This window comes from Arthrobacter sp. MYb213 (genome assembly GCF_002979915.1).
Taxonomy (GTDB): domain Bacteria; phylum Actinomycetota; class Actinomycetes; order Actinomycetales; family Micrococcaceae; genus Glutamicibacter.
Genome location: NZ_PCQA01000002.1, coordinates 390,985 through 416,004, shown reverse-complemented (window position 1 = coordinate 416,004; position 25,020 = coordinate 390,985). Strand labels below are relative to the sequence as shown.

General features: G+C 55.7%; 27 protein-coding genes. 17 read left to right on the top strand and 10 right to left on the bottom strand.

The features are described from left to right. Nucleotides 1-36 precede the first annotated feature (36 nt). Nucleotides 37-282 carry a glutaredoxin family protein gene (locus CQ011_RS06335; RefSeq protein ID WP_353616161.1) on the top strand — a complete coding sequence of 82 codons (246 nt, stop codon included), beginning with the start codon at nt 37-39 and terminating at the stop codon, nt 280-282. A 58-nt stretch (nt 283-340) separates the two neighbouring features. After that, nucleotides 341-976 (top strand): redox-sensing transcriptional repressor Rex, encoded by a 636-nt coding sequence (locus tag CQ011_RS06330; protein WP_105675712.1) that lies wholly within the window; start codon nt 341-343, stop codon nt 974-976. Between the two features lie 90 nt (nt 977-1,066). On the opposite strand, the gene CQ011_RS06325 is transcribed toward CQ011_RS06330, so the two are convergent. Continuing rightward, the gene (locus tag CQ011_RS06325; RefSeq protein WP_105675710.1) at nt 1,067-1,822 is read right to left on the bottom strand and encodes a hypothetical protein; all 756 of its coding nucleotides are present in this window, start codon (nt 1,820-1,822) and stop codon (nt 1,067-1,069) included. 184 nt (nt 1,823-2,006) lie between these two features. Here CQ011_RS06325 and CQ011_RS06320 point away from each other — a divergent pair, with 184 nt between their 5' ends. The 5 genes from CQ011_RS06320 to ccsB are packed head-to-tail and all read left to right on the top strand — an operon-like array spanning nt 2,007 to nt 6,756. Next, the gene (locus CQ011_RS06320; RefSeq protein ID WP_105675708.1) at nt 2,007-2,669 is read left to right on the top strand and encodes a histidine phosphatase family protein; all 663 of its coding nucleotides are present in this window, start codon (nt 2,007-2,009) and stop codon (nt 2,667-2,669) included. 5 nt (nt 2,670-2,674) lie between these two features. Beyond that, a complete protein-coding gene (locus CQ011_RS06315) occupies nt 2,675-3,298 on the top strand; it encodes a TlpA family protein disulfide reductase (RefSeq protein ID WP_105675706.1) in 624 nt (207 codons plus the stop codon). Next, on the top strand, nt 3,295-4,065 hold the full coding sequence (locus CQ011_RS06310; protein ID WP_494195087.1) for a cytochrome c biogenesis protein CcdA: 771 nt from the start codon (nt 3,295-3,297) through the stop codon (nt 4,063-4,065). The genes CQ011_RS06315 and CQ011_RS06310 overlap by 4 nt, the downstream gene beginning before the upstream one ends. Then, nucleotides 4,065-5,693 carry a cytochrome c biogenesis protein ResB gene (gene resB, locus CQ011_RS06305; RefSeq protein ID WP_105675704.1) on the top strand — a complete coding sequence of 543 codons (1,629 nt, stop codon included), beginning with the start codon at nt 4,065-4,067 and terminating at the stop codon, nt 5,691-5,693. Before CQ011_RS06310 ends, resB begins: the two co-directional genes overlap by 1 nt. Continuing rightward, nucleotides 5,686-6,756, top strand: a complete 1,071-nt coding sequence (gene ccsB, locus CQ011_RS06300) for a c-type cytochrome biogenesis protein CcsB (protein WP_105675702.1) — start codon at nt 5,686-5,688, stop codon at nt 6,754-6,756. The genes resB and ccsB overlap by 8 nt, the downstream gene beginning before the upstream one ends. A 244-nt stretch (nt 6,757-7,000) precedes the next feature. Here ccsB and CQ011_RS06295 read toward each other — a convergent pair whose 3' ends face one another. After that, nucleotides 7,001-7,393 carry a PLD nuclease N-terminal domain-containing protein gene (locus CQ011_RS06295; protein ID WP_105675700.1) on the bottom strand — a complete coding sequence of 131 codons (393 nt, stop codon included), beginning with the start codon at nt 7,391-7,393 and terminating at the stop codon, nt 7,001-7,003. Between the two features lie 53 nt (nt 7,394-7,446). Here CQ011_RS06295 and CQ011_RS06290 point away from each other — a divergent pair, with 53 nt between their 5' ends. Next, nucleotides 7,447-7,728, top strand: a complete 282-nt coding sequence (locus CQ011_RS06290; protein WP_105675698.1) for a DUF4229 domain-containing protein — start codon at nt 7,447-7,449, stop codon at nt 7,726-7,728. Nucleotides 7,729-7,770: 42 nt separating this feature from the next. On the opposite strand, the gene CQ011_RS06285 is transcribed toward CQ011_RS06290, so the two are convergent. The 3 genes from CQ011_RS06285 to CQ011_RS06275 form a co-directional block, all read right to left on the bottom strand. Then, nucleotides 7,771-8,655, bottom strand: a complete 885-nt coding sequence (locus CQ011_RS06285) for a 1,4-dihydroxy-2-naphthoate polyprenyltransferase (RefSeq protein WP_105675696.1) — start codon at nt 8,653-8,655, stop codon at nt 7,771-7,773. Between the two features lie 76 nt (nt 8,656-8,731). After that, nucleotides 8,732-9,859 (bottom strand): AMP-binding protein, encoded by a 1,128-nt coding sequence (locus CQ011_RS06280; RefSeq protein WP_105675694.1) that lies wholly within the window; start codon nt 9,857-9,859, stop codon nt 8,732-8,734. A gap of 20 nt (nt 9,860-9,879) precedes the next feature. Continuing rightward, entirely contained in the window at nt 9,880-10,842 is a 963-nt protein-coding gene (locus CQ011_RS06275; RefSeq protein ID WP_105675692.1) for a 1,4-dihydroxy-2-naphthoyl-CoA synthase, read from the bottom strand. Between the two features lie 184 nt (nt 10,843-11,026). Here CQ011_RS06275 and CQ011_RS06270 point away from each other — a divergent pair, with 184 nt between their 5' ends. Then, on the top strand, nt 11,027-12,472 hold the full coding sequence (locus CQ011_RS06270; RefSeq protein ID WP_286161107.1) for an amino acid permease: 1,446 nt from the start codon (nt 11,027-11,029) through the stop codon (nt 12,470-12,472). A gap of 87 nt (nt 12,473-12,559) precedes the next feature. Here CQ011_RS06270 and CQ011_RS06265 read toward each other — a convergent pair whose 3' ends face one another. After that, nucleotides 12,560-13,993: an MFS transporter gene (locus CQ011_RS06265; RefSeq protein WP_105675690.1), complete on the bottom strand. Its 1,434-nt coding sequence runs from the start codon at nt 13,991-13,993 to the stop codon at nt 12,560-12,562. Between the two features lie 393 nt (nt 13,994-14,386). Here CQ011_RS06265 and CQ011_RS06260 point away from each other — a divergent pair, with 393 nt between their 5' ends. The 4 genes from CQ011_RS06260 (at nt 14,387) to CQ011_RS06245 (ending at nt 17,738) form a co-directional block, all read left to right on the top strand. Continuing rightward, nucleotides 14,387-15,610: a thiolase family protein gene (locus tag CQ011_RS06260; RefSeq protein WP_105675688.1), complete on the top strand. Its 1,224-nt coding sequence runs from the start codon at nt 14,387-14,389 to the stop codon at nt 15,608-15,610. A 3-nt stretch (nt 15,611-15,613) separates the two neighbouring features. Further along, on the top strand, nt 15,614-16,408 hold the full coding sequence (locus CQ011_RS06255; protein ID WP_105675686.1) for an enoyl-CoA hydratase/isomerase family protein: 795 nt from the start codon (nt 15,614-15,616) through the stop codon (nt 16,406-16,408). A 4-nt stretch (nt 16,409-16,412) separates the two neighbouring features. Beyond that, nucleotides 16,413-17,288 carry a 3-hydroxyacyl-CoA dehydrogenase family protein gene (locus CQ011_RS06250; protein WP_105675684.1) on the top strand — a complete coding sequence of 292 codons (876 nt, stop codon included), beginning with the start codon at nt 16,413-16,415 and terminating at the stop codon, nt 17,286-17,288. Between the two features lie 141 nt (nt 17,289-17,429). Beyond that, nucleotides 17,430-17,738 (top strand): hypothetical protein, encoded by a 309-nt coding sequence (locus tag CQ011_RS06245; protein WP_105675682.1) that lies wholly within the window; start codon nt 17,430-17,432, stop codon nt 17,736-17,738. A gap of 30 nt (nt 17,739-17,768) precedes the next feature. Here CQ011_RS06245 and CQ011_RS06240 read toward each other — a convergent pair whose 3' ends face one another. Then, nucleotides 17,769-18,611: a helix-turn-helix transcriptional regulator gene (locus CQ011_RS06240; protein ID WP_105675680.1), complete on the bottom strand. Its 843-nt coding sequence runs from the start codon at nt 18,609-18,611 to the stop codon at nt 17,769-17,771. 130 nt (nt 18,612-18,741) lie between these two features. Here CQ011_RS06240 and CQ011_RS06235 point away from each other — a divergent pair, with 130 nt between their 5' ends. Then, on the top strand, nt 18,742-19,368 hold the full coding sequence (locus CQ011_RS06235; RefSeq protein ID WP_105675678.1) for an acetate uptake transporter: 627 nt from the start codon (nt 18,742-18,744) through the stop codon (nt 19,366-19,368). A gap of 81 nt (nt 19,369-19,449) precedes the next feature. Here CQ011_RS06235 and CQ011_RS06230 read toward each other — a convergent pair whose 3' ends face one another. Continuing rightward, complete coding sequence (locus CQ011_RS06230; RefSeq protein ID WP_105675676.1) at nt 19,450-20,331, bottom strand: serine protein kinase RIO; 882 nt, start codon at nt 20,329-20,331, stop codon at nt 19,450-19,452. A 139-nt stretch (nt 20,332-20,470) separates the two neighbouring features. On the opposite strand from CQ011_RS06230, the gene CQ011_RS06225 reads away from it, so the two are divergent. Together CQ011_RS06225 and CQ011_RS06220 are read left to right on the top strand one after the other, a co-directional pair. Then, nucleotides 20,471-21,202, top strand: a complete 732-nt coding sequence (locus CQ011_RS06225; RefSeq protein ID WP_181148007.1) for a tyrosine-protein phosphatase — start codon at nt 20,471-20,473, stop codon at nt 21,200-21,202. Nucleotides 21,203-21,233: 31 nt separating this feature from the next. Then, nucleotides 21,234-21,602 carry a VOC family protein gene (locus tag CQ011_RS06220; protein ID WP_105675672.1) on the top strand — a complete coding sequence of 123 codons (369 nt, stop codon included), beginning with the start codon at nt 21,234-21,236 and terminating at the stop codon, nt 21,600-21,602. 7 nt (nt 21,603-21,609) lie between these two features. Here CQ011_RS06220 and CQ011_RS06215 read toward each other — a convergent pair whose 3' ends face one another. Further along, complete coding sequence (locus tag CQ011_RS06215; protein WP_105675670.1) at nt 21,610-22,038, bottom strand: hotdog fold thioesterase; 429 nt, start codon at nt 22,036-22,038, stop codon at nt 21,610-21,612. A gap of 87 nt (nt 22,039-22,125) precedes the next feature. On the opposite strand from CQ011_RS06215, the gene paaZ reads away from it, so the two are divergent. Continuing rightward, nucleotides 22,126-24,249 (top strand): phenylacetic acid degradation bifunctional protein PaaZ, encoded by a 2,124-nt coding sequence (paaZ, locus tag CQ011_RS06210; protein ID WP_105675668.1) that lies wholly within the window; start codon nt 22,126-22,128, stop codon nt 24,247-24,249. An 86-nt stretch (nt 24,250-24,335) separates the two neighbouring features. Here the strand turns inward: paaZ and CQ011_RS06205 are convergent, their stop codons facing one another. After that, nucleotides 24,336-25,019 (bottom strand): nicotinamide mononucleotide transporter, encoded by a 684-nt coding sequence (locus CQ011_RS06205; protein WP_105675666.1) that lies wholly within the window; start codon nt 25,017-25,019, stop codon nt 24,336-24,338. Between the last annotated feature and the right edge of the window lies 1 nt (nt 25,020).

The following is a 25,020-nucleotide window of genomic DNA, read 5'->3' as shown; positions in this document are numbered from 1 at the left end:
TTAGACGCTGGTTGCGGCTCGTGAGATTATGGAAGGGTGAGTAAATTGCATGAGATTCAGTTATTGGTGCGTCAAGGATGCCACCTGTGCGCGGCGGCCCGGGCAACGGTCAAAGACGTCACCGAACGAATGAACATGGAGTTCTCAGAACTCGACATCGATGAGCACCCAGAACTACTGGCTAGGCACCATGAAGAGGTGCCGGTGCTACTCATTGACGGTCAAGTGCGCGACTTCTGGACTGTTGACGGCAAACGCCTCGAACGTCTGCTGGGAAGCTGAACCATGAAGACCCCAGAGACCTGCCCTGCGCTCACAAAACCTGTTCGAGCTGCGGCTGATGACTGAGCCTGAGCCGCGGGTATTACCCGAAGCAACATTGACTCGATTGACGCAATATCTGCGCGCGCTGAACGCATTCGAAGCCCAAGGTACCGAACGCACGAGTTCGGGTGTTCTGGCCAAAGAAGCCGGTGTTAACCCGGCAATTCTGCGTAAAGATCTTTCATTGCTGGGATCTTATGGGACCCGCGGCGTGGGATATGTGGTGACCGAACTGGCCGAACATATCAACAGGACGCTGGGATTGAACCGAGACTGGCGGGTAGTCATCCTTGGTGCAGGTAACCTGGGACGCGCCTTGAGCGGCTACGCAGGCTTTGCCAGTCGTGGTTTCCAGGTCCGAGCGATTCTTGATACGTCTCCAAGCTTAATCGGCAGTGAAGTCGGAGACCTTATAGTTGAGCCAATTGGCACCCTGGGCGAGGTGATCCGCCGAGAACAAATCAATATTGCGGTGCTTGCCGTTCCGGGGGAGGCCGCCCAAGAATTGATTTATGCATTGGCAACGCATGGGGTGAAGTCGGTACTTAGCTTCGCGCCTCGCCCCTTGCGTATTCCTGCCGGGATGATTGTGCGCCGCGTGGATCTGTCCACCGAATTACAGATCTTGGCCTATCACGCGGTTCAAAGCTAAAGACGAATAGCCAAAGAAAAAACCTAGGTCACGACTTATGACAAGTCGTGACCTAGGTTGTTAAGGCAGAAAGCAGAATGCCTGTACGGCTTAGCGGTAGCCGGCGCGGCGAGCCATGCGGCGCGCAACGATGTACTTGGAAGACTCAGGCAACCAAGCAAAAACTACGCCCACGATACCGAGCACCACGCTGAGGGTGAATACTACGTTGATCATCATGGTGTCTGAGGAGTTCGCGTACATGCTGATCATTGGCAGGTACATCAGCAAGCTGATTATCGATAGGGCTGCAAAGATGGTGGCGATAATACGCATTGCGCCAACGCCACGACCAACAAAAAAACCAACTAAGAAGTAAGCCAACAGGCTGATGATCATGCCAACGATGGTGAAGCTGGTCATCGACGAGGAGATCTGCGCCATGAAGGCGTCAGGATTGGCGAGCATTTTTTCAAGCTCGGCATTGACCGCAGGATCGCTGTTGGACTCCATCGAGGTACGCATCTGCTCTTCGAATAACGTCCACTGCGAAGTGATGACGTTACCAATAAGATTGGTGCTATTGACTAGCCAGCTTGAAGCGGCGTTAAACACTCCGGCAAGCACGATCAATAAGAACGCGATCTGCAGCGTTTTAGGGCGCTCGGTCGGTGGCTGCACCGGAGCGTATCCACCTTGCTGCGGATACTGCTGGAACTGTGGGGGCTGCTGTTGCCCCGCATTTTGGCCATAGGGGTTGGGCTGCCCGCCGTATGGATTCTCACCGTAAGGGTTAGGGGTCGAATTTCCGGAGCCTGCCGCAGGGTTGTACGGCTGTCCCGGCTGGTTAGGATCGTTGGTGCTCATAACCGTCCTTTGCATGTTGCTGAGCTATCGATTTTCTCTATCTTCTAGCCTAGTTGGTAGCGATTGTGATCAGGCCCTCCAAAAGGATGGTTTTTTGATATGGGAATCCCATGCGGATGCTGTGAATACTTGATCGTGGCCACAATTTTCATCTTTTAGGTTGATTGTTTGAGAGACTGTAACCATGCCAGTTTCAACCGTTCATTTGTTGCGCCACGGGGAAGTTCTCAACCCGGACCGCGTGTTGTATGGTCGCATCCCAGGATTCGGACTCTCCGAGCTGGGATTCCAGATGGCAGACCGTGCCGGAGAATACTTCGCCAAGCGGCAGGCCGAAGGCGCCAACGTAGTTCGTTTGGTCGCCTCCCCGCTCATTCGGGCCCAGCAGACCGCGCAACCAACCGCGCAGGCACTGGACTTACCAATCATCACCGATGAACGAGTCATCGAAGCCGGAAATAGTTTTGAAGGTTTAGCGCAGATCAAGTCGCAGCTGAAAAACCCGCGCTATTGGCCGTTGCTGCGTAACCCGCTGCGGCCTTCCTGGGGTGAACCTTATGTGGAACAGGTTGCTCGAATGCGCCTGGCCATGGACGAACAACGCCACGCTGCCCTCGCCGAACACGGAGATGGTGCAGAAATCATCATCGTGAGCCACCAGCTACCTATTTGGGTGACCCGCCGCGATGCCGAAGGCAAACGCCTTTTCCACGATCCGCGAGCGCGCGAATGCACGTTGACCTCAATTACCAGTTTTGAATTTGACGGAGACGAACTTCGCTCCGTGAACTACACCGAACCGAGCCCAGACCTGCTGGCTGGCGCGGCGAACATCCCTGGAGCTTAAAGTTGATGAATGAGTCCTCACAGAATCCTCGCTTCCTAAATCGGCGCACCATGTTGCGCTCGATGTTGGTTGCTGCGGTCGCTGTGCCACTGGCCGCCTGCACGGTCACCGAGGATCCGCTTGCCAAACAGGCGCGTTCCGGAGACAACAAGAACTACATTGCCGGTGACGGAGCCGTCGAAGAATACGCGGTCGAAAAACGTACCGAGCCAATCGAGATCAACTCTAAAACCTACCAAGGAACCACCGTTGATCTCAGCGCGATGCGCGGCAAACCAGTGGTCCTCAACTTTTGGTACGCCGCGTGCGCCCCATGCCGCATCGAGGCACCACATCTGAAAGAACTCTCCGAAGAATTTGGTGACAAGGTTCCATTTATCGGAGTCAACGTCCGTGACGAAGCCGAAGCATCACAAGCCTTCGAACGCACCTTTGAGATCCCATACGAGTCGATCCAAGACACCGATGGCCAGATTCAGCTGGCAATGACCAAATATGTTCCGTTACAGGCAGTACCTTCCACCTTGGTACTTGATCGTAAGGGACGAGTCCGTGCACGTGTGATCGGCGCGGTTGACCCTAAGATCCTGGAGACACTGATCGATACAGCACTCACCGAAGAATTGTGAGCAACCTGTTGACTACGTCGAATCCCTTTGCCGACATTGTGCTGGACGGCTCTTTGCTGTTGGCCGCGCCGGTGGCTTTATTAGCGGGTCTCGTTTCATTCCTTTCACCTTGTGTACTGCCTCTGGTCCCCGGATATCTTGGCTACGTCACTGGGCTGACGGGTGCTGACCTACGCGAACACCGCCGTGGGCGAGTACTACTTGGGGTGCTGCTCTTTGTCCTTGGATTCTCGGTAGTTTTTATTGCCATCGGAGTACTCTTTAGCCAGGCCACGGCTTGGTTGAGATTTGAAGGTGCCTGGGTGACCCAGGTATTGGGTCTTGTCGTGGTGATTATGGGTGTCGTCTTCATGGGCGGTATTTCATGGTTGCAACGTGACCGTAAAATTCACCGCAAGCCGCCGGCCGGCCTGTGGGGAGCCCCCATCTTGGGGTTCACCTTCGGACTAGGCTGGGCCCCGTGCATTGGTCCTACGCTCAGTGCCGTACTGATCATGTCGACAGGAACCGATCCGAATGTGGGTCGCGGAACGTTATTAACCGCGTTTTATTGTTTGGGATTGGGCCTTCCCTTTATTGGGATTGCCCTAGGACTACAGCGTGGCATGCGGGCGCTGGCATTCTTCCGCCGCCACCAACTGCTGGTGATGCGTCTGGGAGGCGGAATGCTGATTCTGCTTGGTGTGGTCATGATGACCGGGCTTTGGGGAAGCTGGGTCGCAGAACTACAAAACTGGTTTGCCAATGAAGTGAGGTTGCCGATTTAATGGCGAAAAATAAACGCAGTGCTAAAGGCCGCAGCGATGCACCAGCCTTGGGCTTGCTCGGGTCCCTCCGCTGGATCTGGACGCAACTGACTTCCATGCCGACGGCGCTCTTCTTGCTGCTACTGCTCGCGGTCGCAGCAGTTCCAGGATCAATCTTCCCGCAGCGATCAATGAACCCGGAAACCGTTAACCAATATCTGGAAAATAACCCGGTCTCCGGCCCGTGGCTCGACAGGTTCCAGCTTTTTGATGTGTATTCCTCCGCGTGGTTCTCAGCGATCTATATTTTGCTGTTTATCTCGTTGGTCGGATGTATTATTCCGCGAGTAAAAAAGCATGCTCAAGCCTTGCGCACCCCTCCGCCACGTACACCGTCCAAGCTTGACCGTCTACCTCAGTACACCTCCCTGACGCTGGTCGAAGGTGAGGTAGGTACTCCCAGCGATGATGAAGTCATCGATGATGCCTACAAGGTACTGCGTAAACGTGGTTACCGAGTGGAACGTCGATCCGATGCGACCGGACGTTCGGTGGCCGCAGAGCGTGGTTACACTCGTGAAATTGGAAACCTTACCTTCCATATTTCGTTGATTGGTGTGCTTATTTCGGTGGCCATTGGTGGTGCCTTCGGTTATGGTGGCCAGCGAGTCATCGTGGAGGGGGAGACCTTTGTGAACTCCCTCGTTTCTTACGACTCCTTCACTCCTGGCACGAATTTTAATCCCGAAAATCTTACGCCGTACTCGGTGAAACTTAACAAATTCGATATTGTCTTTGACCGTGAGTCCAAGACACACTTTGGCCAGCCGCTGGACTTCACCGCCCATGTGGAAACTCGGCGTTCAGCCGATGCAGAGCCTGTCGAAGAAGAAATCAAGGTTAATCATCCGTTGCGCATTAACGGTGCAGACGTTTACTTGGTCGGTAACGGCTATGCGCCGGTAGTGACGGTCAGGGACGGCAATGGGGATGTGGCATTCTCCGGACCGGTCGTCTCCGTTCCGCAAGACTCCGTGTACACCTCCTTGATGGTAATCAAAGCCCCTGACGCGCAACCAGAACAGTTGGGATTCCAAGGATTCTTGTTGCCCACCGCACTGGTGGATGAAACAGGGTTTGGAATTTCAGGTGATCCTAATGCGATCAATCCACAGCTACACCTAAACTCCTTTTCCGGAAACCTGGGCCTAGATGACGGTGTACCGCAAAACGTCTATGTGCTGGACACTGACAAGCTCACCGAACTCAACTCGCGCAATCTCGATGCCGGTGGCATTGTGCTTGAAGCAGGTCAGACTTATGAATTGCCAGATGGCAAAGGCAGCATCACCTTCGATGATCTGAAACGATTCATCGGGGTAGACGTAAACTACGATCCGAGTAAAAAGCCGATCGCTGTCTTTTCGTTTTTGGCTTTGGCCGGATTGGCAGTTTCGCTGTTCACCCCGCGTCGTCGCGTCTGGGTGAAGCTAAAGAATGACAATGGCCAGCGCAGCGTCGAATATGCTCTGTTGGCCCGTGGCGAGGATCCACGTCTTGAACGTGAGTCCACAGAGTTGCACAATATCTTTGATAGCAAGTGGCCATTGGCCAGCCAGAAGCAGGACCAAGGAGAAGTAAATGCCTAACGGCTCAAATCTCGCGCCAATCAACGAAGCACTGGGCAATTATAGCCAGCTGTTTATGTTGCTTTCGGCGTTCGTCTATATGGTTGCCTTCATCCTCTTCGCACTTGATCTGGCCAAGAGTAACAAGACCATCAGTGAAATTGATGCGGCAGCGCTTAAACGTGACTCCGAAATGCTAGTGGGCGCGGCAGCCACCTCCGGGTCGGCACCACGAAGCCCAAAGCGTGGGGGCCCTATCCCACGAGCGGACAACGTCAGTGAAAACGTTGTCAACGACAAAATGAACTACACCGAACACTCTTCGAACCGAAATATGGCTCGGATTGCGTTGGTATTGTCTTGGCTGGGTGTAGCCATGCATGGTTTCGCTGTCATCTCCCGCGGTGTGGCAGCACACCGTGTGCCGTGGGGCAACATGTATGAGTTCCTCTCCACCGGCGCCTTGGTGGTCGCGGTGGTTTACCTGGTGGTGCTGTTCTTCAAGGATCTGCGCTTCATGGGTAGCTTCATCATCGGTCTAGTAACCTTGATGCTCTGTGGTGCAACGATGGGCTTCCCAACCCCCTTGGGACACCTGGTGCCGGCCTTGCAGAGCCCATGGATCGTCATCCACGTATCTATCGCGGTATTTGCTTCGGCACTGTTCTCCATCAGCTTTGCCATGAACGTTCTGCAGCTGATCCAACACTCGCGGATGAATAAGATTGCAAGCGGTCTACCAGACAAGCTTCCATTCATGCGTCTGGTTCCTGGTGCCGGTGCCTTAGAAAACTTTGCCTACCGTATCAACACCATCTCGTTTGTGATGTGGACCTTCACCGTGATGGCTGGAGCTATCTGGGCTGAAGCCGCCTGGGGACGCTACTGGGGCTGGGATCCAAAGGAAGTCTGGTCCTTCGTGATTTGGGTAGTCTACGCGGGCTACCTGCACGCACGTGCCACCGGCGGCTGGACCGGCCCACGCTCTGCCTGGTTGTCCATCATTGGCTACGGCTGCGTGATTTTCAACTTCACCATCGTGAACATCTTCTTTGACGGACTGCACTCTTACGCCGGCGTCTAACGTCCGCTCGGTAAGAGTTCAAAAGCTCCCCGCGGGATCCGCCTTAGTGGCTATCCTTCGGGGAGCTTTTATTTTCCGCCTTATACGGGATCTGGGTGCGCTTATTATCCGGCTCGTGAGAGCCCTACCCTAGGCACCGGGTACTCTCGATGATCTTGGATTTGGATGAGCGCGCGAAACGGTCTCTAAAGCATCGTAGGGCCCGGCAAATGCCGGGCCCTACGAGGTAACGAAGCCAAAGGTTCTAAAGGTCTTTGGGCTGAGTATCTGAGTCGTCCGAAGAGTCATCCTTCTTCGGATTCTTCTTGTCGTCTTCTTTTCGTTTGAGTTCTTCCTCACGTGCCTTCAGCTCGGACTCACGCTGTTGCTGACGTCGCCAGATTTCTAGTTGACGCAAGAAATCCTCGTCATCATCTGGGGCGCTTTGTTTATTAGCTGGGCCAGTTGAGGCAGCCTGTGGGCGTCCTAGAACAAACCACAAACCCGCCCCGATCAGGGGAAGTACGATGATAATGATGATCCATGCCGTCTTAGGCAAGGAGCGCACCCGATGTCGTTCGGTGCGAGCACACTCGATCAATGTATAGATCATGAGTGCCACCGAAATGAGTGCAGCAAAAATAATAAAGCGGACCATGACTCTAGTCTAGTGACAATCTGGCTCACAGGTTCATCGGTAGACTTTAACGTATGCAGTTTCTGAAATATTCGGTGATTCGGTTGGGCTTGTTCCTCGTTGTCTTCTTGGCACTGTGGAAACTAATGCTCTGGCCGATCTTCACCGCAGGCCTCATTGCCCTGGTAATCGCTTTTGCCGTGACCTATTTGTTCTTTAACAAATTACGTCTGGCAGCCAATGAAGACGCACGCAATGCGTTCGCCAAAACCTCAGCGTCGAAGACCGATTCTCAGCTGGCCGAAGAAGCCATCGAGGACGCTTACGACGAAAAACTCCGTACAGACGACAAATAAAAAAGAAGCCTTCCAAGTTCAAAAACTTGGAAGGCTTCTTAGTTATAGCCAGGTGTTCAGCACAATGGCCAGAGTAAAGAGCACTGCATAAACCACGTTGACGATGCCGGTCTGTTTGAGCACCACTACCAGTTTCGGTAGCGACTGCTCTCGAAGCATCACCCAGCTCGGCGCCGCGGCCGGCACGAAGGTCAGCAAGATCAGCCACATCCACGGATTGGATCCGGTCAACAGCAGTGGCAGGACGATAGCGACACTGAGCATCAACACATAGCTCAGGCGAGCCAACTGCTCGCCTAGACGTACCGCCAGGGTGATTTTTCCAACCTCACTATCGGTGGGAATATCTCGGACGTTATTTGCCATGAGCAATGCACAGCCAATAAAGCCGGTGCCGATGGCACCGAGCAGTGCTGCGATGGTGAGCTGACCACTTTGCGTATAGGTGGTTCCCAAGGTGGCAACCAGACCAAAGAAAATGAAAACGTATACGTCGCCCCAGCCACGGTAACCGTAAGGGTTCTTCCCTCCGGTATAACCCCATGCAGCGAAAATCGCGGCCACCCCGACTAAGAGCAATGGCCAGGTCGAGGAAAGTATCACTAGCAGCAAGCCGAAGATCGCGGCAAGCCCGAAGCACCCAAAGGCTGCGTTTCGCACCTGTGTGGGAGTGGCTAACTTGGAACCGGTCAAACGTACCGGACCGACGCGTTCATCATCGGTCCCGCGGATTCCGTCGGAGTAGTCATTAGAGTAGTTCACGCCGACTTGGAGCAGCAGCCCTACTAAGAGGGCGAGCACAAAACGGAACCAGGAGACTTGGCCAGTCTGACCCACTGCAGCCGCGGTACCAATGACTACCGGGGCAATAACGATGGGTAGGGTGCGCAGTCGCGCGCCAGCGACCCATTGGGAAAGCGTTGCCACTTCTCGTTCCTTTCGGCGTGAATAAAAAACTCGTACCCTCTAGTTTCCCGCGAAACCACGGGCAAGGCGAATCGGATCAGTGCGTGGCTAGTAGTGCAGCCAGTATTTTGCGCCGATCAAATTTCCCGTTGGGCAATTGCGGAAGCCCCGCCGGGTAGTGCTGGACATATTTGGGTACCGCAGTTGAACCAATAGTTTGGCGCACAGCGTCGAAGGCTTCTGCCGTATTTGTGGGGCCTGAATAGGCTAAACCTACACTTTGTCCCCATTGCGCGTCGGGTACCGGCAGGATCAGGCACTGCGTGAAGAACTCATCAAGCAGCCCCTCAATCTTCCCTGCGGAAAGTTTCACGCCACCGGTATTAATCACATCATCGATGCGCCCTGCAATTTCTAAACGATTTCCGTTGACGGTGCCTAAATCATCGGTGAGATACCAACGTGAGCCCTCGTGAAGGATGAAGTGCTCGGCGGTGGCTCCGGGATTATTAGCGTAACCGTCTGCGAGCATGGGGCCGGAGACCATAATCCTGCCTTCACGCTCGGCAAGTTTCACCCCGGGAAGTGCGGTGCCGTTGTACACCAGACCGCCGGAGGTTTCCGAAGAGCCGTAGGTCTGGAAGATTTTCAAACCTAGATGGCGTGAATTTTGGAGCAGGTCTTTGCTGGCACGCGCCCCGCCGAGCAGAATCGCATCAAATCGTTTCAGCGCCGCCACCGTGCGTGGTTCTGGGTTATCGAGCAATCGCGCCAGTTGGGTGGGCACCAATGAGGTGAGTCGGCGGCCCTCCACCATTTGTTCGGCAGCGTCCACGAATTTGTCCGCGGAGAAACTACCAGATAGGTCCATGCTCACCGGGTTAGTTCCGGCGAACAATGAACGGGTGAGTACGCTGAGTCCGGCCACGTAGTGCACCGGTAATGCAAGCAGCCATTGCCCCTCGAACCCCAGGTATTCGGCGGTGGCTTCAGCGCTAGCTGCCATGGCCGAAAGGCTTAAGACCGTACGCTTCGCGCGGCCGGTTGACCCGGAGGTGCGCACCACCACCATGGTCTGTGCAAAGCCCGGCAGGTCTTTGTCACGCAGATGAGTGATCTGCACGCCATCAGCTGACGTGGGATCCGCGAAAACTTCTACGGCGGGCCCGGAGTCATTAGCATTAGCGGCCAACGATTGCATCAGGACATGGTGAGGTGCCAGCATATGAGGAACTTCTCCTTGGCTTAGAAGTAGTACGGGTGGTTGGACCAGTCTGGGTCACGCTTAGCTAAGAACGCGTCGCGGCCTTCCACTGCTTCGTCGGTCATATAGGCCATGCGGGTAGCTTCGCCAGCGAAGACCTGCTGACCGGCTAATCCGTCATCGGCGAGGTTGAACGCAAACTTCAGCATTCGGATGGCCTGCGGGGACTGCTTGGCAATGTCGGCTGCGTATTCCAGCGCTACTTCTTCTAGACGCTCGTGGGCAACAGACTCGTTCACCGCGCCCATGCGCACCATGTCATCTGCCGAGTATTCGCGGGCCAGGAAGAAAATCTCGCGGGCGGTCTTCTGACCGACCTGGCGGGCTAGCAAGGCCGAGCCGTAGCCAGCATCAAATGAACCAACAGTTGCGTCGGTCTGCTTGAACTTTCCGTGCTCGGTGGAGGCGATGCTCAGATCAGAGACCACATGCAAGGAGTGACCGCCACCGGCTGCCCACCCATTGACCACACACAAGACCACCTTTGGCATGGTGCGCATGAGGCGTTGGACTTCTAAGATGTGCAGACGCCCGGCACGGGCCGGATCGATGGATTCGCCGGTCTCGCCTTCGGCGTAACGGTAGCCGTCACGTCCACGGATACGCTGATCTCCACCGGAGCAGAACGCGTGTCCGCCATCCTTCGGGGACGGACCATTACCGGTGAGCATGACCGTGGCCACGTTGCTGGTCATGCGTGCATGATCCATTGCGCGGTATAGCTCATCTACGGTGTGCGGACGGAAAGCATTGCGTACCTCTGGGCGGTCAAAGGCAATACGTACCGTCGGCAGGTCACGGACAATCGCTCCGGCCTGGTCACGTTCCACCTGACGGTGGTAGGTGATGTCGGTGAAATCGAACCCTTCGACAACGCGCCAACGCACGGGATCAAAAATGTCGGAGACCTTCTCGGGCAGGACTGAATTATTTTGGCTACTCACCCTCTAAATGCTAGTCCAACGCCCACGGAACTTAGCGTAGGCGTTCGTAGCTGACGGTATTGAGCAATATGTGTCACCTCAATGATTGGTGCTTTGCGGGTAGATGGGAGTAAATTTGCCCCGTGCCTTCCGCCAACGAGTAGTAGCTGGCAAGCGAAGGCCCTACTTGCAGGAGTGTAGTTAAGTGTCGTCAAGCCAGCACCAGCAGGGCACAAAAAACGCTGAGATTAGTGCCGAAGGATATAAGAAGACTCTGGGTCGCCGCCATGTGCAAATGATTGCCATTGGTGGAGCTATCGGGGTGGGTCTGTTTATGGGATCTGGTGGACGGCTGGCGTCTACCGGGCCGGCACTGATTTTCTCCTACGCCCTGGCTGGTGGTATCGCCTACCTGCTGATGCGTGCCTTGGGTGAGCTAATCATGTACCGGCAAACCTCTGGTTCCTTTGTCTCCTACGCCGGAGAACTTTTTGGCCCCAAGGGTGCATTTATCTCGGGTTGGATGTACGTGCTGAACTGGGTGATGACCGGAATCGCGGAGCTGGTCGCGATTGGGTTGTACTTCCAATACTTCTTCCCGCAGCTTCCGGTGGAAGTCTCGGCATTATGTGCGCTGGCGATGCTGGTGGCAATCAACCTGTTCAGCGCCAAAGCCTTCGCAGAATTTGAATTTTGGGCGGCCTTTATCAAGGTCACCGCGATCTTGTTGTTCCTTGCCGTAGGCACCTACATGGTGGTGACCAGTGCGCAGGTGGGGGAGCACACCGCGTCGGTTTCTAACCTCTTTATTGGTAATGAGAACGGCGAGGGTGGCATGTTCCCACGTGGTTTCTTCGTTTCCATCTTGGTGCTGAACTCGGTGATCTTCGCCTATAACGCCATTGAACTGGTGGGTATTGCCGCCGGAGAGATGGAAAATCCGGAGAAAGAAGTACCTTCGGCAATTCGTGCGGTGGTCTTTAGAATTCTCGTGTTCTACATCGGTAGCGTCAGCCTGCTCGCGATGGTCTTGCCGTGGAATGAGTATGAGGCTGGGGTCAGCCCGTTCGTGACGGTATTCGACAAGATGGGTCTTGGGTGGATTGGTTCGGTGATGAACCTGGTGGTGATCACCGCGGCACTATCCTCATGTAATTCGGGGCTGTATTCTATTGGCCGAATCTTACGCACCATGAGCGGCAACGGTCACGCGCCACAGTGGTTATCCAAGATGAACAAGCGTTTTGTTCCGTCCACGGGCATTCTCACCGTGGGCGTGGTCTACCTGCTGGGTGTGGTGCTCAACGTCTGGCTAGGTGGTACTTTCGCCTTCGACCTTGCGCTGAATACCGCCTCCATTGGGGTGTTGTTCACCTGGGCCACAATTTTCGGCTGCCAGTTGATGTTGCGTAAGAAAAAAGGAAAGGTCTCAAAACTACTCATGCCTGGTGCACCGGTGACCGGGTGGATTGGTTTGGTGTCCTTGGTGATCATTACCGCGCTGATTGCCTTTGACACCTTGACCGGTGAGGACGGTGTGGTCTTCCCTATCGGGCTTTACACCATTGCGGCCATCCCGGTGTTTGCGATCCTCTTGTTTATTGGATGGAAATTTGTTGGCAAGAAAGCCAACGGTCCGGTTGATTTTTAAGGTTTAGTCTTCGGCAGATGAAGCTAGGGGCTTGGTTCCCGCCACTGATGGCGGAAACCAAGCCCCTAGTTTTTGTATTGATGTTGCTTACTTTTGCTCGGTAGTCTTTTCATCCGCCGGGACGGTGGCCAGAATACCGGTATCCAGAGCATCTGGAATGTCGGTGCCGCGCAAGGAAGCACCAGCGGTTTCCGGCATGAAACGGATCGCGATGAAGCCAATCACACAGGCGATCATCATGTAGAGGGCCGGGAAGAGTACGAACCCGGAGGCATCAATTGCCGCCTCATTCACAATGGCTGCGGTACCGCCGAAGATCGCTGTGGACACGTTATAGGTGATGGCGAATCCGGCGAAGCGGACATGGGATGGGAACATTGCGGGGAAGGTAGCGGTAATCGTTGCCAACTGCGGAATGTACAACAAGCCCAGGACTGCGAAGCCAACAATTGCCCACAAGAAGCTTTGACCCATCAGCCAGAACATTGGTAGTGCGAAGACAAAGAGCCCAATTACCGAGGTGTACCACATAGGCTTTCGGCCGACCTTATCCGAGAGCGAACCGGCAAACGGGATCACCGCCATCATCGCCACCTCACCGATGAGGATGGTGGCCAGCGAGGCACTTGGGGCCAGCCCAATCTGCGTTTCTAGATAGGTGGGCATATAGCTGAGCAGCGTGTAGTTCACGACGTTCAACGCAATCACCAGACCACTCATCACCAGCATTGGGCGCCAGTAATCCATGATCAGTTGCTTGAGCGTTCCACCTTCTTGAGTTTCGCCTGCTTCTTCCATTTCTTGGAAGACTGGGGTGTCCTCGAGCTTGCTACGCAGGTAGAGGCCGATAAGGCCCATTGGCAGTGCGAGGAAGAACGGAATACGCCAGCCGAAGTCCATCATCGCTTGCTCGCCAAGAATTACCTGCAAGAACAACATGACCGCGGTACCCAGGGCGAAGCCGCCCAAGGTGCCAAATTCAAGGAAGGAGCCAAAGAAGCCACGTTTTTTATCCGGGGCATACTCGGCCATAAAGGTGGCTGCGCCACCGTACTCGCCACCGGTGGAGAAGCCCTGCACCATGCGAAGCAAGATCAGTAGCACCGGAGCGACCACGCCAATAGATGCATAGGTTGGCAGCACACCGATGAGGAATGTTGCCAGCGACATCATGATGATGGTGAGCGCCAGGATCTTCTTACGTCCGAGCTTGTCGCCCAGTGGACCCCAGACGAGCCCGCCCAACGGGCGGACGAGGAAGGAAAGCGCGAACGTGGCCAGGGCCATGAGTGTTCCGCCCTCGGTGGGGAAGAAGTGCGCGGTGATATAGGTGACGGCTACTGCGTAGACGCCATAGTCGAACCACTCGGTCATATTACCCATCGCCGAGGCGGCGGTGGCTTTGCGCACTTCTCTTCGTCCATCGGCGGTGTTCATATCGGGGCCAATGTCGTGACTGAGATCAGGAGAGAAATGATCGGTAGGTTGATTACTGTTTTGGTTGCTGTTTCCCGGTGGCATAAGTGCTCCGTAACTCTTCAGCTTTCCGTCGACCGGATGCCCAAAGCCTTCCGAACTACATGGCCTTGGTGACGGTCCACGATCTGGAATTTCCCCCAGAGTCGGTCAGTTACCAAAGATTACGTTAGTGTCATTCGAGAATCAACCTCCTGACATGGATATCTACTCGCAATGGATATTTAGCGGAAGTAGAAAAAGCCTTAAATGGAGCAATCTCGGTCATTGTTGGCGTAGCTTTCTTGACGCTGGGCGAACATTTCTGTGATTCTATTAGTGAACGAATGGTCGGTAAGTTAGCGTGGTGGGTGTCACTGCGCAGGTACGGATAGCTTTCCGGGTACGTTTGGCGCGAAAGAGATGCCAGAACTGAACCCGGAGTACGAAGGAGTAATCATGGCTGAAGCATTCTTGGTGGGCGGAAAACGCACCCCGGTTGGTCGTTACGGTGGGGCGCTCAGCGCGGTTCGGCCCGATGATCTGGCCGCCATCACCATCCGCCAGCTCATCGAAGATGCCGGCATTGATCCGGCCATGGTTGACGAAGTAATCTTTGGCAATGCCAATGGTGCAGGCGAAGAAAACCGCAACGTGGCCCGCATGGGCTGGCTGCTTGCCGGATTCCCCGACAGCGTTCCCGGTATCACCGTGAACCGACTCTGCGCCTCTGGCATGAGCGCTATTACGATGGCCAGCCACATGGTCAAATCCGGTGCCGCTGACATCGTGGTGGCAGGCGGTGTGGAATCTATGTCCCGCGCCCCTTGGGTGATGGAGAAGCCTGCCAAAGCGTTCGCTAAGCCTGGCGCGGTATTCGACACGTCCATCGGCTGGCGCTTCACCAATCCAAGTTTCCTGTCCGGTGAATTATCCCGCGACGGTAAGGCCACCTTCTCGATGCCGGAAACCGCCGAGGAAGTTGCCCGCGTTTACAACATCTCCCGTGAGGCAGCAGACGAATTCGCAGTGGCCTCCCACGCAAAGGCCATCGACGCCATCGAAGCTGGACGCTTTAAGGATGAAATCGTTCCGGTGACCGTCAAAACCCGTAAGGGTGAGACCGTGGTGGACACCGACGAAGGGCCACGCCCCGGCACCAGCATGGACGTACTTTCCGCGTTGCGCCCGGTCGTCAAGGGCGGCACCGTGGTGACCGCTGGAAACGCCTCAACACTCAATGACGGTGCCTCGGCCATCCTCGTCGTCTCCGAACGTGCCATCGAACGTTTTGGCCTGAAGCCTCGCGCCCGCATTATTGACGGACAGGCAGCTGGCCTGGCCCAAGAAATCATGGGTATGGGTCCGGTTCCTTCTACCAACAAGGTGCTTGACCGTGCTGGACTGTCCATTGGGGACATTGGCGCCTTGGAAATCAACGAGGCCTTCTCCTCGCAGTCCTTGGCTAGCATGAGCGAACTGGGGGTGAATCCTGAGATTGTGAACCGTGAAGGTGGAGCGATTGCGTTGGGTCACCCGCTGGGCTCTAGTGGTTCACGTATTGTGATCACCTTGCTTGGCCGCATGGAACGCGAACTGAGCGGTGCCCAGCGCAAGCTCGGTGTCGCCACGATGTGTGTCGGTGTCGGTCAGGGAACCGCCCTGCTGATCGAGGGTGTCTAATCCATGACCATGAATGCTAATGATTTTAGTACCCTGAAGGTTTCCGAAAGCACTGACCGGCTTTGGGTTCGACTCCACCGACCTGAGGTGCGCAACGCGATAGACCAGCAGATGGTCGACGAGCTACACGCGGTATGCAGCTATCTGGAGCGCGTTCCGAAGATCCTCATCTTGGCTGGAACCCCGGGGCAAGCTCCAACCGAGGATAAGCCGAAAGGTTCCAAGGGAATCTTTGCCTCTGGTGCAGATATCGCGCAACTGCGTGAACGCCGTCGTGATGATGCGCTGGCCGGGATCAACTCCTCGATCTTTGACCGGATCGCCAAGCTGCCTATGCCGGTGATTGCGGCACTCGATGGATATGCACTGGGTGGGGGAGCCGAGCTGGCTTACGCCGCAGACTTCCGTTTGGGTACCGAAGAGCTACGCATGGGCAACCCGGAAACTAACCTGGGTATTATGGCTGCGGCCGGAGCAACGTGGCGGTTGAAAGAACTCGTTGGCGAGCCAGTGGCCAAAGAAATCCTGCTAGCAGGCAAGGTACTTACCGGCAGCGAATGCTTAGCAGTGGGACTAATTACCGAACTACACGACGCAGCGCAGCTGGACGGTGCGGTAGATGCACTAGCCGACCGGATCGGTGCACAAGATCCCTTGGCGGTTCGGATTACCAAGGCGGTCTTCCACTCCCCACGTGAAGTTCACCCGGTCATCGACACACTCGCGCAGGGCATGCTCTTTGAGTCCCAAGCAAAATTTGACCGGATGCAGTCCTTCCTCGACCGAAAGAAGAAGTAAGCACATGAGCAATGATGTGATCCCAAATAATTTGCCAGAGCACGTTGGGGTGCTCGGTGGCGGGCGCATGGGCGCGGGTATTGCCCACGCGTTCTTGATCAGCGGAGCCAAGGTCACGGTGGTTGAACGTGATCAGCCCTCGGCGCAGGCCGCTTATGAGCGAGTCGCGCAGTCGGTAGATAAATCGTTGGCTCGCGGCGGGGTATCAGAGACCCGTGAGGTATTGCTGGCACGGTTTGCTACCAGCACCGAGTACGCCGATTTTGCGGCGGCCGGATTAGTAGTTGAAGCGGTTCCCGAAATCTGGGATCTGAAGATTTCTTCCTTGCAAGCGGTAGAAGCGGTACTTAGCCCACAGGCTATTCTTGCGTCGAATACTTCTTCGTTGTCTGTGTCGGGGCTGGCCGAAAAACTGCAGCGCCCAGCAAACTTCATTGGTCTGCACTTCTTCAACCCGGTACCGGCCTCGACACTTATCGAGGTAGTCATCGGCAAACAAACCGACGCGGCTCTGGAAACGGCAGCGCGCGGTTGGGTTCAGTCCCTGGGCAAAACCGCAGTGGTGGTCAATGATGCACCAGGCTTCGCGTCCTCTAGATTAGGTGTGGCTATCGCCTTAGAGGCAATGCGCATGGTTGAAGAGGGCGTGGCTAGTGCCGAGGATATCGATAACGCGATGGTGCTTGGCTACAAGCACCCGACTGGCCCATTGAAGACCACCGACATTGTCGGCCTGGATGTCCGCCTAGGTATCGCCGAATACCTGCATGAGACCTTGGGGGATCGTTTTGCGCCACCACAGATCTTGCGGGATCTGGTGGCCGAAGGGAAACTGGGACGGAAGTCCGGCCAGGGTTTTTATGATTGGTCGCAGCAGTAACACTGAGCTTTGAAAAGAGCCTGACGAGGCGGTGCATCACTCCTCGTCAGGCTCTTCGTCATTAAACTCAAGTTCAATCCAAATACTTATGCCTGCCCGAGTCGATGTCTTAGCTTGGCGCGCAATACGTATGATGGCGTGGTGAAGAAAATTTTGCCGCTGCTGCTAGTTCTAGGTTTGTCGTTGTCCGCCTGTGGAGGACCTTCTTTGGCTGACTTTCGGCAACAGGATCCGGATGGGAATACCGCGTGTATCCACTTTGGTGGTGCCATAGCTACTACCGGAGATCAAGGCCGCACAAATCTTACGAAAGCCGCCGAACATGGTGCGGCGGCAACCACCGAGCAGATCCGTCAGGCCGTTTCCGTTGATCAGTCAGGCTCGCCGCAGATTAGTGATCAAGCGGCCTTCAAGAAGGCCTGTGAAAAACAGGGGTTTGAGTTCAAATAGCCTGCAGCACTTCGGCTGTTGGTCACGACTTTAGCGAATGAGTCCTTGGCGTCTGGCCAGCAGAACCACTTCGAAACGGTTTGTGGCTTCGAGCTTTCGCATGGCCGATGCAAGATAACTTTTCACGGTACTCTCGGCTATTCCCAAGTGCGTAGCGATCAGCGCATTTCTTTTACCCAAAGCTAGATGGGTGACCACGTCAAGCTCTCTGGGCGATAGCTCAGTGCCCCCTGCAATGGCCGGTTGCTCGGCAACTGGACGCAAGAGCGCACTGGCCACATCGATTCGTGTCGCCAGCTCTGGGTCGCTGACCAGCTTGGAGATCTCACGTAGCTCGGCATATAACTCCGCCAAATCATACTGTGTAGGACCGGTGTCCGCGGTCTGCGGGCCTCGGTGGCTGTCGTGTACCGCCATGCGTCGCTGGGTTTCTTCATGCACGGATAGCTCCCACGCCAATCTGCGTGCAGCGTTCGCTGCGAGACTTAGCGTGCTGTGCTCCATCTCGGTGCGATTACGCACTCCGGCATAGATCAGCGCACGTACACGATCATCAACAACCACGGGCACCGCTAGCAAAGCCAAGATGCCTTCGCCACCTACCTCGCGGTCATAGCTATGGATGATTTCTGCGGACTCGTGATAGGCGCCGGTGGCTGTCAGCTGACGTCTGGCCAGTGCTAATCCACCCAAACCCTGCCCGGATTTAATCACCAGACCACGCAGCGCGCCGGTGCGAGTGCCTGCGAAAGATGTCAGCTCGGTGCCGGAGGGCTTCGCGAATCCACCAAAGGCGACGGGGAAACCTGTCTTTGCCACCAAGGTGGTCAAGGTGCGTTCGAGTAGGGCAATCTCGTGCGCATTTCCGGTCATTACCGACTACCTCCTTTAGGTGGTAGTGAGCCATACCACCCTCATTTTAGGATACAGGCTAAGGGTTCGTGACGCGGGTCACGGGCTGAGGTAAGAGCAATGATCAGGACAACACAACGGAGTGCCACGCATGACTGCAACACTGACACGACCAGCAAACTCACCGGTTCCCGAGGCAATCTCTGCCGCAAGCCCAGCAAAAGACACCATGGCAGATCCGGCCGCCCTGGGACTTGGTGCCTTTGCCTTGACGACCTTCGTTTTGAGTCTTGCCAATGCGGGAATTCTTCCCGAAGCAGGTTCCGTGGTTCTGACCCTGGCATTGTTCTACGGTGGTATCGCCCAGATTCTGGCCGGCATCATTGAATTTATCAAGGGCAATGTCTTTGGCGCGACGGCCTTTACCTCCTATGGAGCCTTCTGGCTGGGCTTCTGGTGGTTGGAAACCAACCCAACGGTCGCCGAAGCTGCCGGTTCTGTGGGTCTCGGAGCGTTCTTGTTGGCATGGGCAATCTTCAGCGTGTACATGACCATTGCCTCCCTGCGCACCAATGGCGTGCTAATTTCAGTGTTCGTCGTGGTCACCTTGACCTTCTTCGCCCTGTCCATTGGAGCCTTCAGTGGGATCCATGCAATTCACGCACTTGGCGGCTGGTTGGGCCTGCTGACCGCATTCCTAGCTTGGTACGGTTCGGCCGCAGCCGTTATCAATGCCACCTGGAAGCGTTCGGTGCTTCCAACCTGGGCTAAGTCCTAGCGCGCGGCGCGTTGAGTGCCGCAAAATCCGCCTCTAAGCTCGGGATGAGCTACGGGGCGGATCCTGCGTTAACCGGCAATTTTAGGCAAACATGCTCGCCAATAACGAAGTGAACAGTGAATCGGCGTCTCGCGGCAAACCCTTGGCGGTAAACCATTCGCACATGTTCACGCAGTCACGATGAAGATAATCCAAGCCTTGCGCATTGCCTGCCAAATCCACGCACTGCGGCACGTCGATAACTACTAAGCGCTCGCCGGCGACAAGTAGGTTATAGGCCGAGAGGTCTCCATGGGCTAGTCCCAATGTCACAAATTTCTCCATGGTCTCTGCCAGTTGATCCCATAAGATGGCCAACCGTGGGTCGTGGCGGGCTAGCTGATGCAGTCGCGGTGCGGCGGCCGAGGGATTCAGCGGATCTTCGATGAATTCCATGAGGATTTCGGTCCCGTCGATTTGTACCGGGTAGGGGACCGGGATGCCTGCTTGATGGCATCGACGTAAATATGACCATTCGGCGTTAGCCCACTGCAGAGCCGCAACTTCACGCCCATAGAGAGAGTTGTTGCTGACGGCGCGGTTATCGCGCGAGCGCCGTGCGGCACGCCCCTCGGTATAAGACTGCGAGCGACTAAATTGAAGTTGCTCGCGACGTCGATAGCGTTTAGCTGCAAGAAGTACGCTGCGCTCAGTGGTGGCTCGTTCAACAAGGAAGACATCGCCTTCCTTGCCGGTTTTGAGTACACCCAGCTCGGTATCAATGGCCGCCGCGTCCTCAATGATCCAAGCTGGGTAGGGTTGCGGGCCACGGGCAAGTTTTTCGATAAATGGCCAGCTGGAATAGCGTTGCTCGGAGCCTAAATCATCGATGGTGGATTCGTTCCAAAGGCGCGGTGAGCGTCGTGTGCGAACGTAGGATTGTGAGTCGTCTAGATTGGCGAACTCTGCGGAGTATGAAGACACGTTAAGTCCTTGAAAAGTAGGGGTGTTTGCTTGATTGGGAACAAAGCACTCATTGTTACCCCTCCTTTTCGTAGACTAATTGGCACTTGCCAATGACTTGAACTCTACAGTATCGATTCTCTGTGATGCAATGGGTTCTATGAGATCTGTTCCCGAATATCGTCCACTGCCAAACGATATGTTTTGGGAGGGCGCAGTTAATGCGCGCTGGATTGCCGGGGCGTTCTACCGCATGGGACGTCATGAATGGCTCACGGACCTGGGCTGGCAACAAATGCGCGGGGATGGAATAGCTTGCGTCATCGACCTGCGCAATCCCGGGGAAATCAAACGCCGTGAACATGACCCGGTGGTGGACCACGAAGGTGTCGAAGGAGTGCAGGTTTTAGAGCTGCCCTTGGAAACCTCGGACAATGAGCGCTTTGCTTCGGTCGCGGTGCCGTATATGAACCACACCAACATGTACCGGCTGGTGTGTGAAGAATTTGGGGCTCAGCTGCGCGCGGTCTTCGAGGCGCTGAGTGAAACAGCAGAACACGGTACGGTCATTCATTGCTCCGCCGGACGAGACCGTTCAGGACTTATCGCAACGCTGCTCCTGGACCTAGCGGGCCGCCGCGAAGACATCGTGGCGCATGATGAGCTGGCGGTACGCGGCATCAATGAATGGCACCGCGTATCCCCTAGAAAGCACCCCTATGAGTCGTACCAAAACGAACCTGAACTGCGTCGCAACATCGCCGAGCGGGCGCAGGGGCTACAAGAGTTCCTACAGTGGTTGGGCAGCGCTAGAGATTTCTTATCCTCCTGCGGCATGCAAAGCGAAGACCTAGATCAACTTCAAATTTTGGCCCGGCAACCAAAGCCGTGACAGTTACTCACGGGCGTTGTATGCTCGCGGCATGAGCACTCATCTACTACACCATGCGTTCAACTACATCGAGCTGACCGTCACCGACATGGAAGTGGCCAAGGCTTTTTATACGCGAGCATTCGGTTGGTCCTTCAAAGATTACGGCCCCAACTACGCAGGCATTCTCTCTTCCACCATCGACGGCGAGGAAGTTGGCGGACTAGCGCTCGCCGAGCAGCCACGGCCCGCCGGGGGACCGCTGGTCCTGCTGTACTCCAAGGATTTAGATGTCACCAAGCAGGCGATCTCCGTAGCTGGCGGCCGCATTGTGCAGGGGTCCTATGAGTTTCCCGGTGGACGCCGATTGCACTTTGCAGACCCCAGTGGCAACGAACTTGGAGTCTGGTCAAAGAGCTAAAGCTGACTTAGTGCTTTGGCTTGTCAATCACTAGGTTGGTGATCCGCATGGTGCAGATTCTGCGTTCTTGCTCATCGGTGATCACCACGTCGTGACTTGTCATGCGCCGTCCTAACTTAATCGGCGTGGCGGTAATAAAAATATAACCTTCGGTGGCCGAGCGGTGATGGGTGGCATTAACGTCCACGCCGACCACTACCTTGCCAAAGGTCGAGGCATACTTCACCGCGGCCCATGAACCTACCGCTTCGCCGACCGCCAGCGAAGCGCCACCATGCAGCAGTCCGAAGGACTGGGTGTTTCCCGCTACCGGCATGCGCGCCACAACTTTCTGCACGGATTCTTCAAGGATTTCAACTCCCATCTTCTGATCTAGTGAGCCAAGCTCGATGATCCATGGCTCTAGTGCTGGGTTGCTTGATGACTCTTTTGTCATTGTTTCGTCTCCTGAGTGTCTTCGATCACGCGGTGCTGTTACTGTTAATGGTAATACTGACCGATCGTTCAGGAAGGAATTGTGTCGATGTCGACATCCCAGATTGGTGTGGTCCCAAGTTTCATTGCCGGGCAATGGCAGACCCCCGAAGCAGCCGGAGGCACCGAGGTTCTCGATGCCAACACCGGTGAGCTCATCACCACCGTCACCGGTGGAAAACTAGATATCGCGGCAGCCGTGGCATACGGACGTGGCGTCGGACAGCGTGAACTGTCCAGCCTTTCGCTACACGAGCGTGCCTTGAAGCTCAAAGAGCTTGCCATGTACCTCAACGAGCGTCGTAAAGACCTCTACGATGTCTCCTATAAGACCGGCGCCACGAAAATTGACTCAATGGTCGATATCGATGGTGGCATCGGTGTGCTCTTCACCTTCTCTTCAAAGGGCCGCCGCGAACTTCCCAACAGCAACGTCATCATTGACGGTACCGCCGAACCACTGAGCAAGGATGGTTCCTTCCTCGGCTCACATATTTACACCGCCATTTCAGGTGTGGTCGTGCAGGTTAACGCGTTCAACTTCCCGGTGTGGGGAATGCTTGAAAAATTTGCTCCGGCCTTCATCGCTGGTGTGCCAACCATTGTGAAACCAGCAACACCCACCGGCTACCTAACCGAAGCTGCCGTGCGCATGATCATCGAGTCCGGCATCTTGCCCGAAGGCTCCTTGCAGCTGATCTCCGGTTCTGCCCGAGACCTGATGGATCACCTGGACTACCGCGACATGTTCTCCTTCACCGGTTCGGCCGCTACCGCCAGCCGCTTGAAGTCACACCCGAATGTGATTGACGGCGGTGTACGTTTCAGCGCCGAAACCGACTCGCTGAACGCCGCAATCCTGGGCCCGGACGCGGTAGAAGGCACCGCAGAGTTTGACGCTTTCGTCAAGGTTGTAGTCACCGAAATGACCTCAAAGGCCGGACAGAAATGTACTGCGATTCGTCGCAACATTGTCCCTGCCGCACAGGTAGACGCGGTGATCGCAGCCGTTGGCAAACGTATAGATGAGCGAGTAGTGCTCGGAGATCCGCGCGTTGAGGGCGTCACCATGGGCGCACTCGCCTCGGTGGAGCAGATGCATGATGTGCGTGCTGCGGTACAGGACATGATTGATGCCGGTGGCGAGCTAGCCTTCGGTAATTTGGACGCACCGGTAGTTCGCGTAGCACCTGAGCGTGACGCACTGGCCGAAGGAGGCGCCTTCATGTCGCCGTTGGTCTTGCGTTGGGCCGATTCGCGCAATCCGATCTTGCATTCGCGTGAAGCCTTTGGGCCTGTCTGCTCGGTCGTTGGCTACGACTCGGTGGATGAAGCCATTGAATTGGCAGCTATGGGAGCTGGCTCGCTGGTTGCTACGGTCTGCACTAACGATTCAGAAGTCATGCGCACCCTGACTCTAGGTATTGCTGCTCATCACGGGCGTGTGCACATTCTGAACCGTGAAACCGCACGCAGCACCACCGGTCACGGCTCACCGGTTCCACACCTGGTCCACGGCGGTCCGGGCCGTGCAGGCGGCGGCGAGGAACTGGGCGGTATCCGCTCGGTAAAGCACCACATGCAGCGTACCGCCGTGCAGGGCTCACCAAATATGCTCACCGCACTGACCGGCGTCTGGCACACCGGTGCCGCTCAGCAGCTTGCGGGCAGCGAAAAATTTGGCGCTCAGCCATGTAACGTACACCCGTTCCGTAAGTCATTGGCTGAACTGAAAATCGGTGACGGTCTAGCTTCGGATCTACGTCAGGTAAATCAGCAGGAGATCACCGCATTCGCCAACGAAACCGGTGACACGTTCTACGCACACGTAAATCCAAAGGCTGCTGAAGCTAACCCGTTCTTCCCAGGAACCGTAGCCCACGGCTACCTCCTAGTTTCTTGGGCAGCAGGACTGTTCGTGGAGCCAGCTCCGGGACCCGTACTGGCGAACTACGGGTTGGAAAACCTGCGCTTTATCACGCCGGTGGCCGCCGGAGACTCGGTACGAGTGACCTTGACCGCGAAGAAGATCACCCCGCGCGTCACCGACGAGTACGGTGAGGTCGCATGGGATGCCATCTTGCATAATCAAAACGATGAGATCGTCGCGACTTACGACGTGCTGACGTTGGTGGAGAAGGAAGACACCACCTACGCTAACTGGCAGGACTAGTACTCGCCCGGTTGGTAACGAAAAGGCGGTGGCTACGGAAATAATTTCCGTAGCCACCGCCTTTTGGCGTATCCGAGGATTAGGGCCTATTCGGTGACGGCCTGGTGATCAGCTAGCTGTGCGGTGGCATCACGGCGTGGCAGTACGCGCCACATGAACCACGCGTAGAGCGAGGCGATGACCATGAATACCCAAACGAACAACAACGCGAAGGCCGGGTTGTTAGTGAACAGGGTTGCCACATAAACGGCCGAGGCTAGCGCCATCAGCAGCCAGCCGGAGCGGATGCCTTGAGCAACCAAGAAGAAGGCCATCAAGACCGCGGCCTCGGTGATGTAAGAAACCCAGATGGTTCCGGTCCCGGAGGTGAAAGCAAAACCAGTGGTGAGCATTTCACCTAGGTGAAGCGCGGTCAACACGGCTATGCCGAGCACCGTGGTGATGATTGCCGAAAGACCCAGCGGGGAACGGGTGACCTGCCGCGTGAACTTTCCCTGGAAGCTATAACGGGAGAACCGCCAAAGGCCGAAGACGCCGACAAGCAGCGCAGGGATCGCGTAGATCAAGAACAGCATGTCGTACTGCATGGCAATGACTAGGGGTCCGGCGAAGACCGCGAGGATCTGCGCCCACCAACCTAGGTCGTTACGATGCGCCAACAGAATGCATGCGACCACCGAGAGAAGTGCGCTTAGTGCATAGAGTGCAACCTGCGTGCCTGATTCAGTACCTGGCAGCTGGGAGAAAAGAGTGTAAAAAAGTTCTTCCACG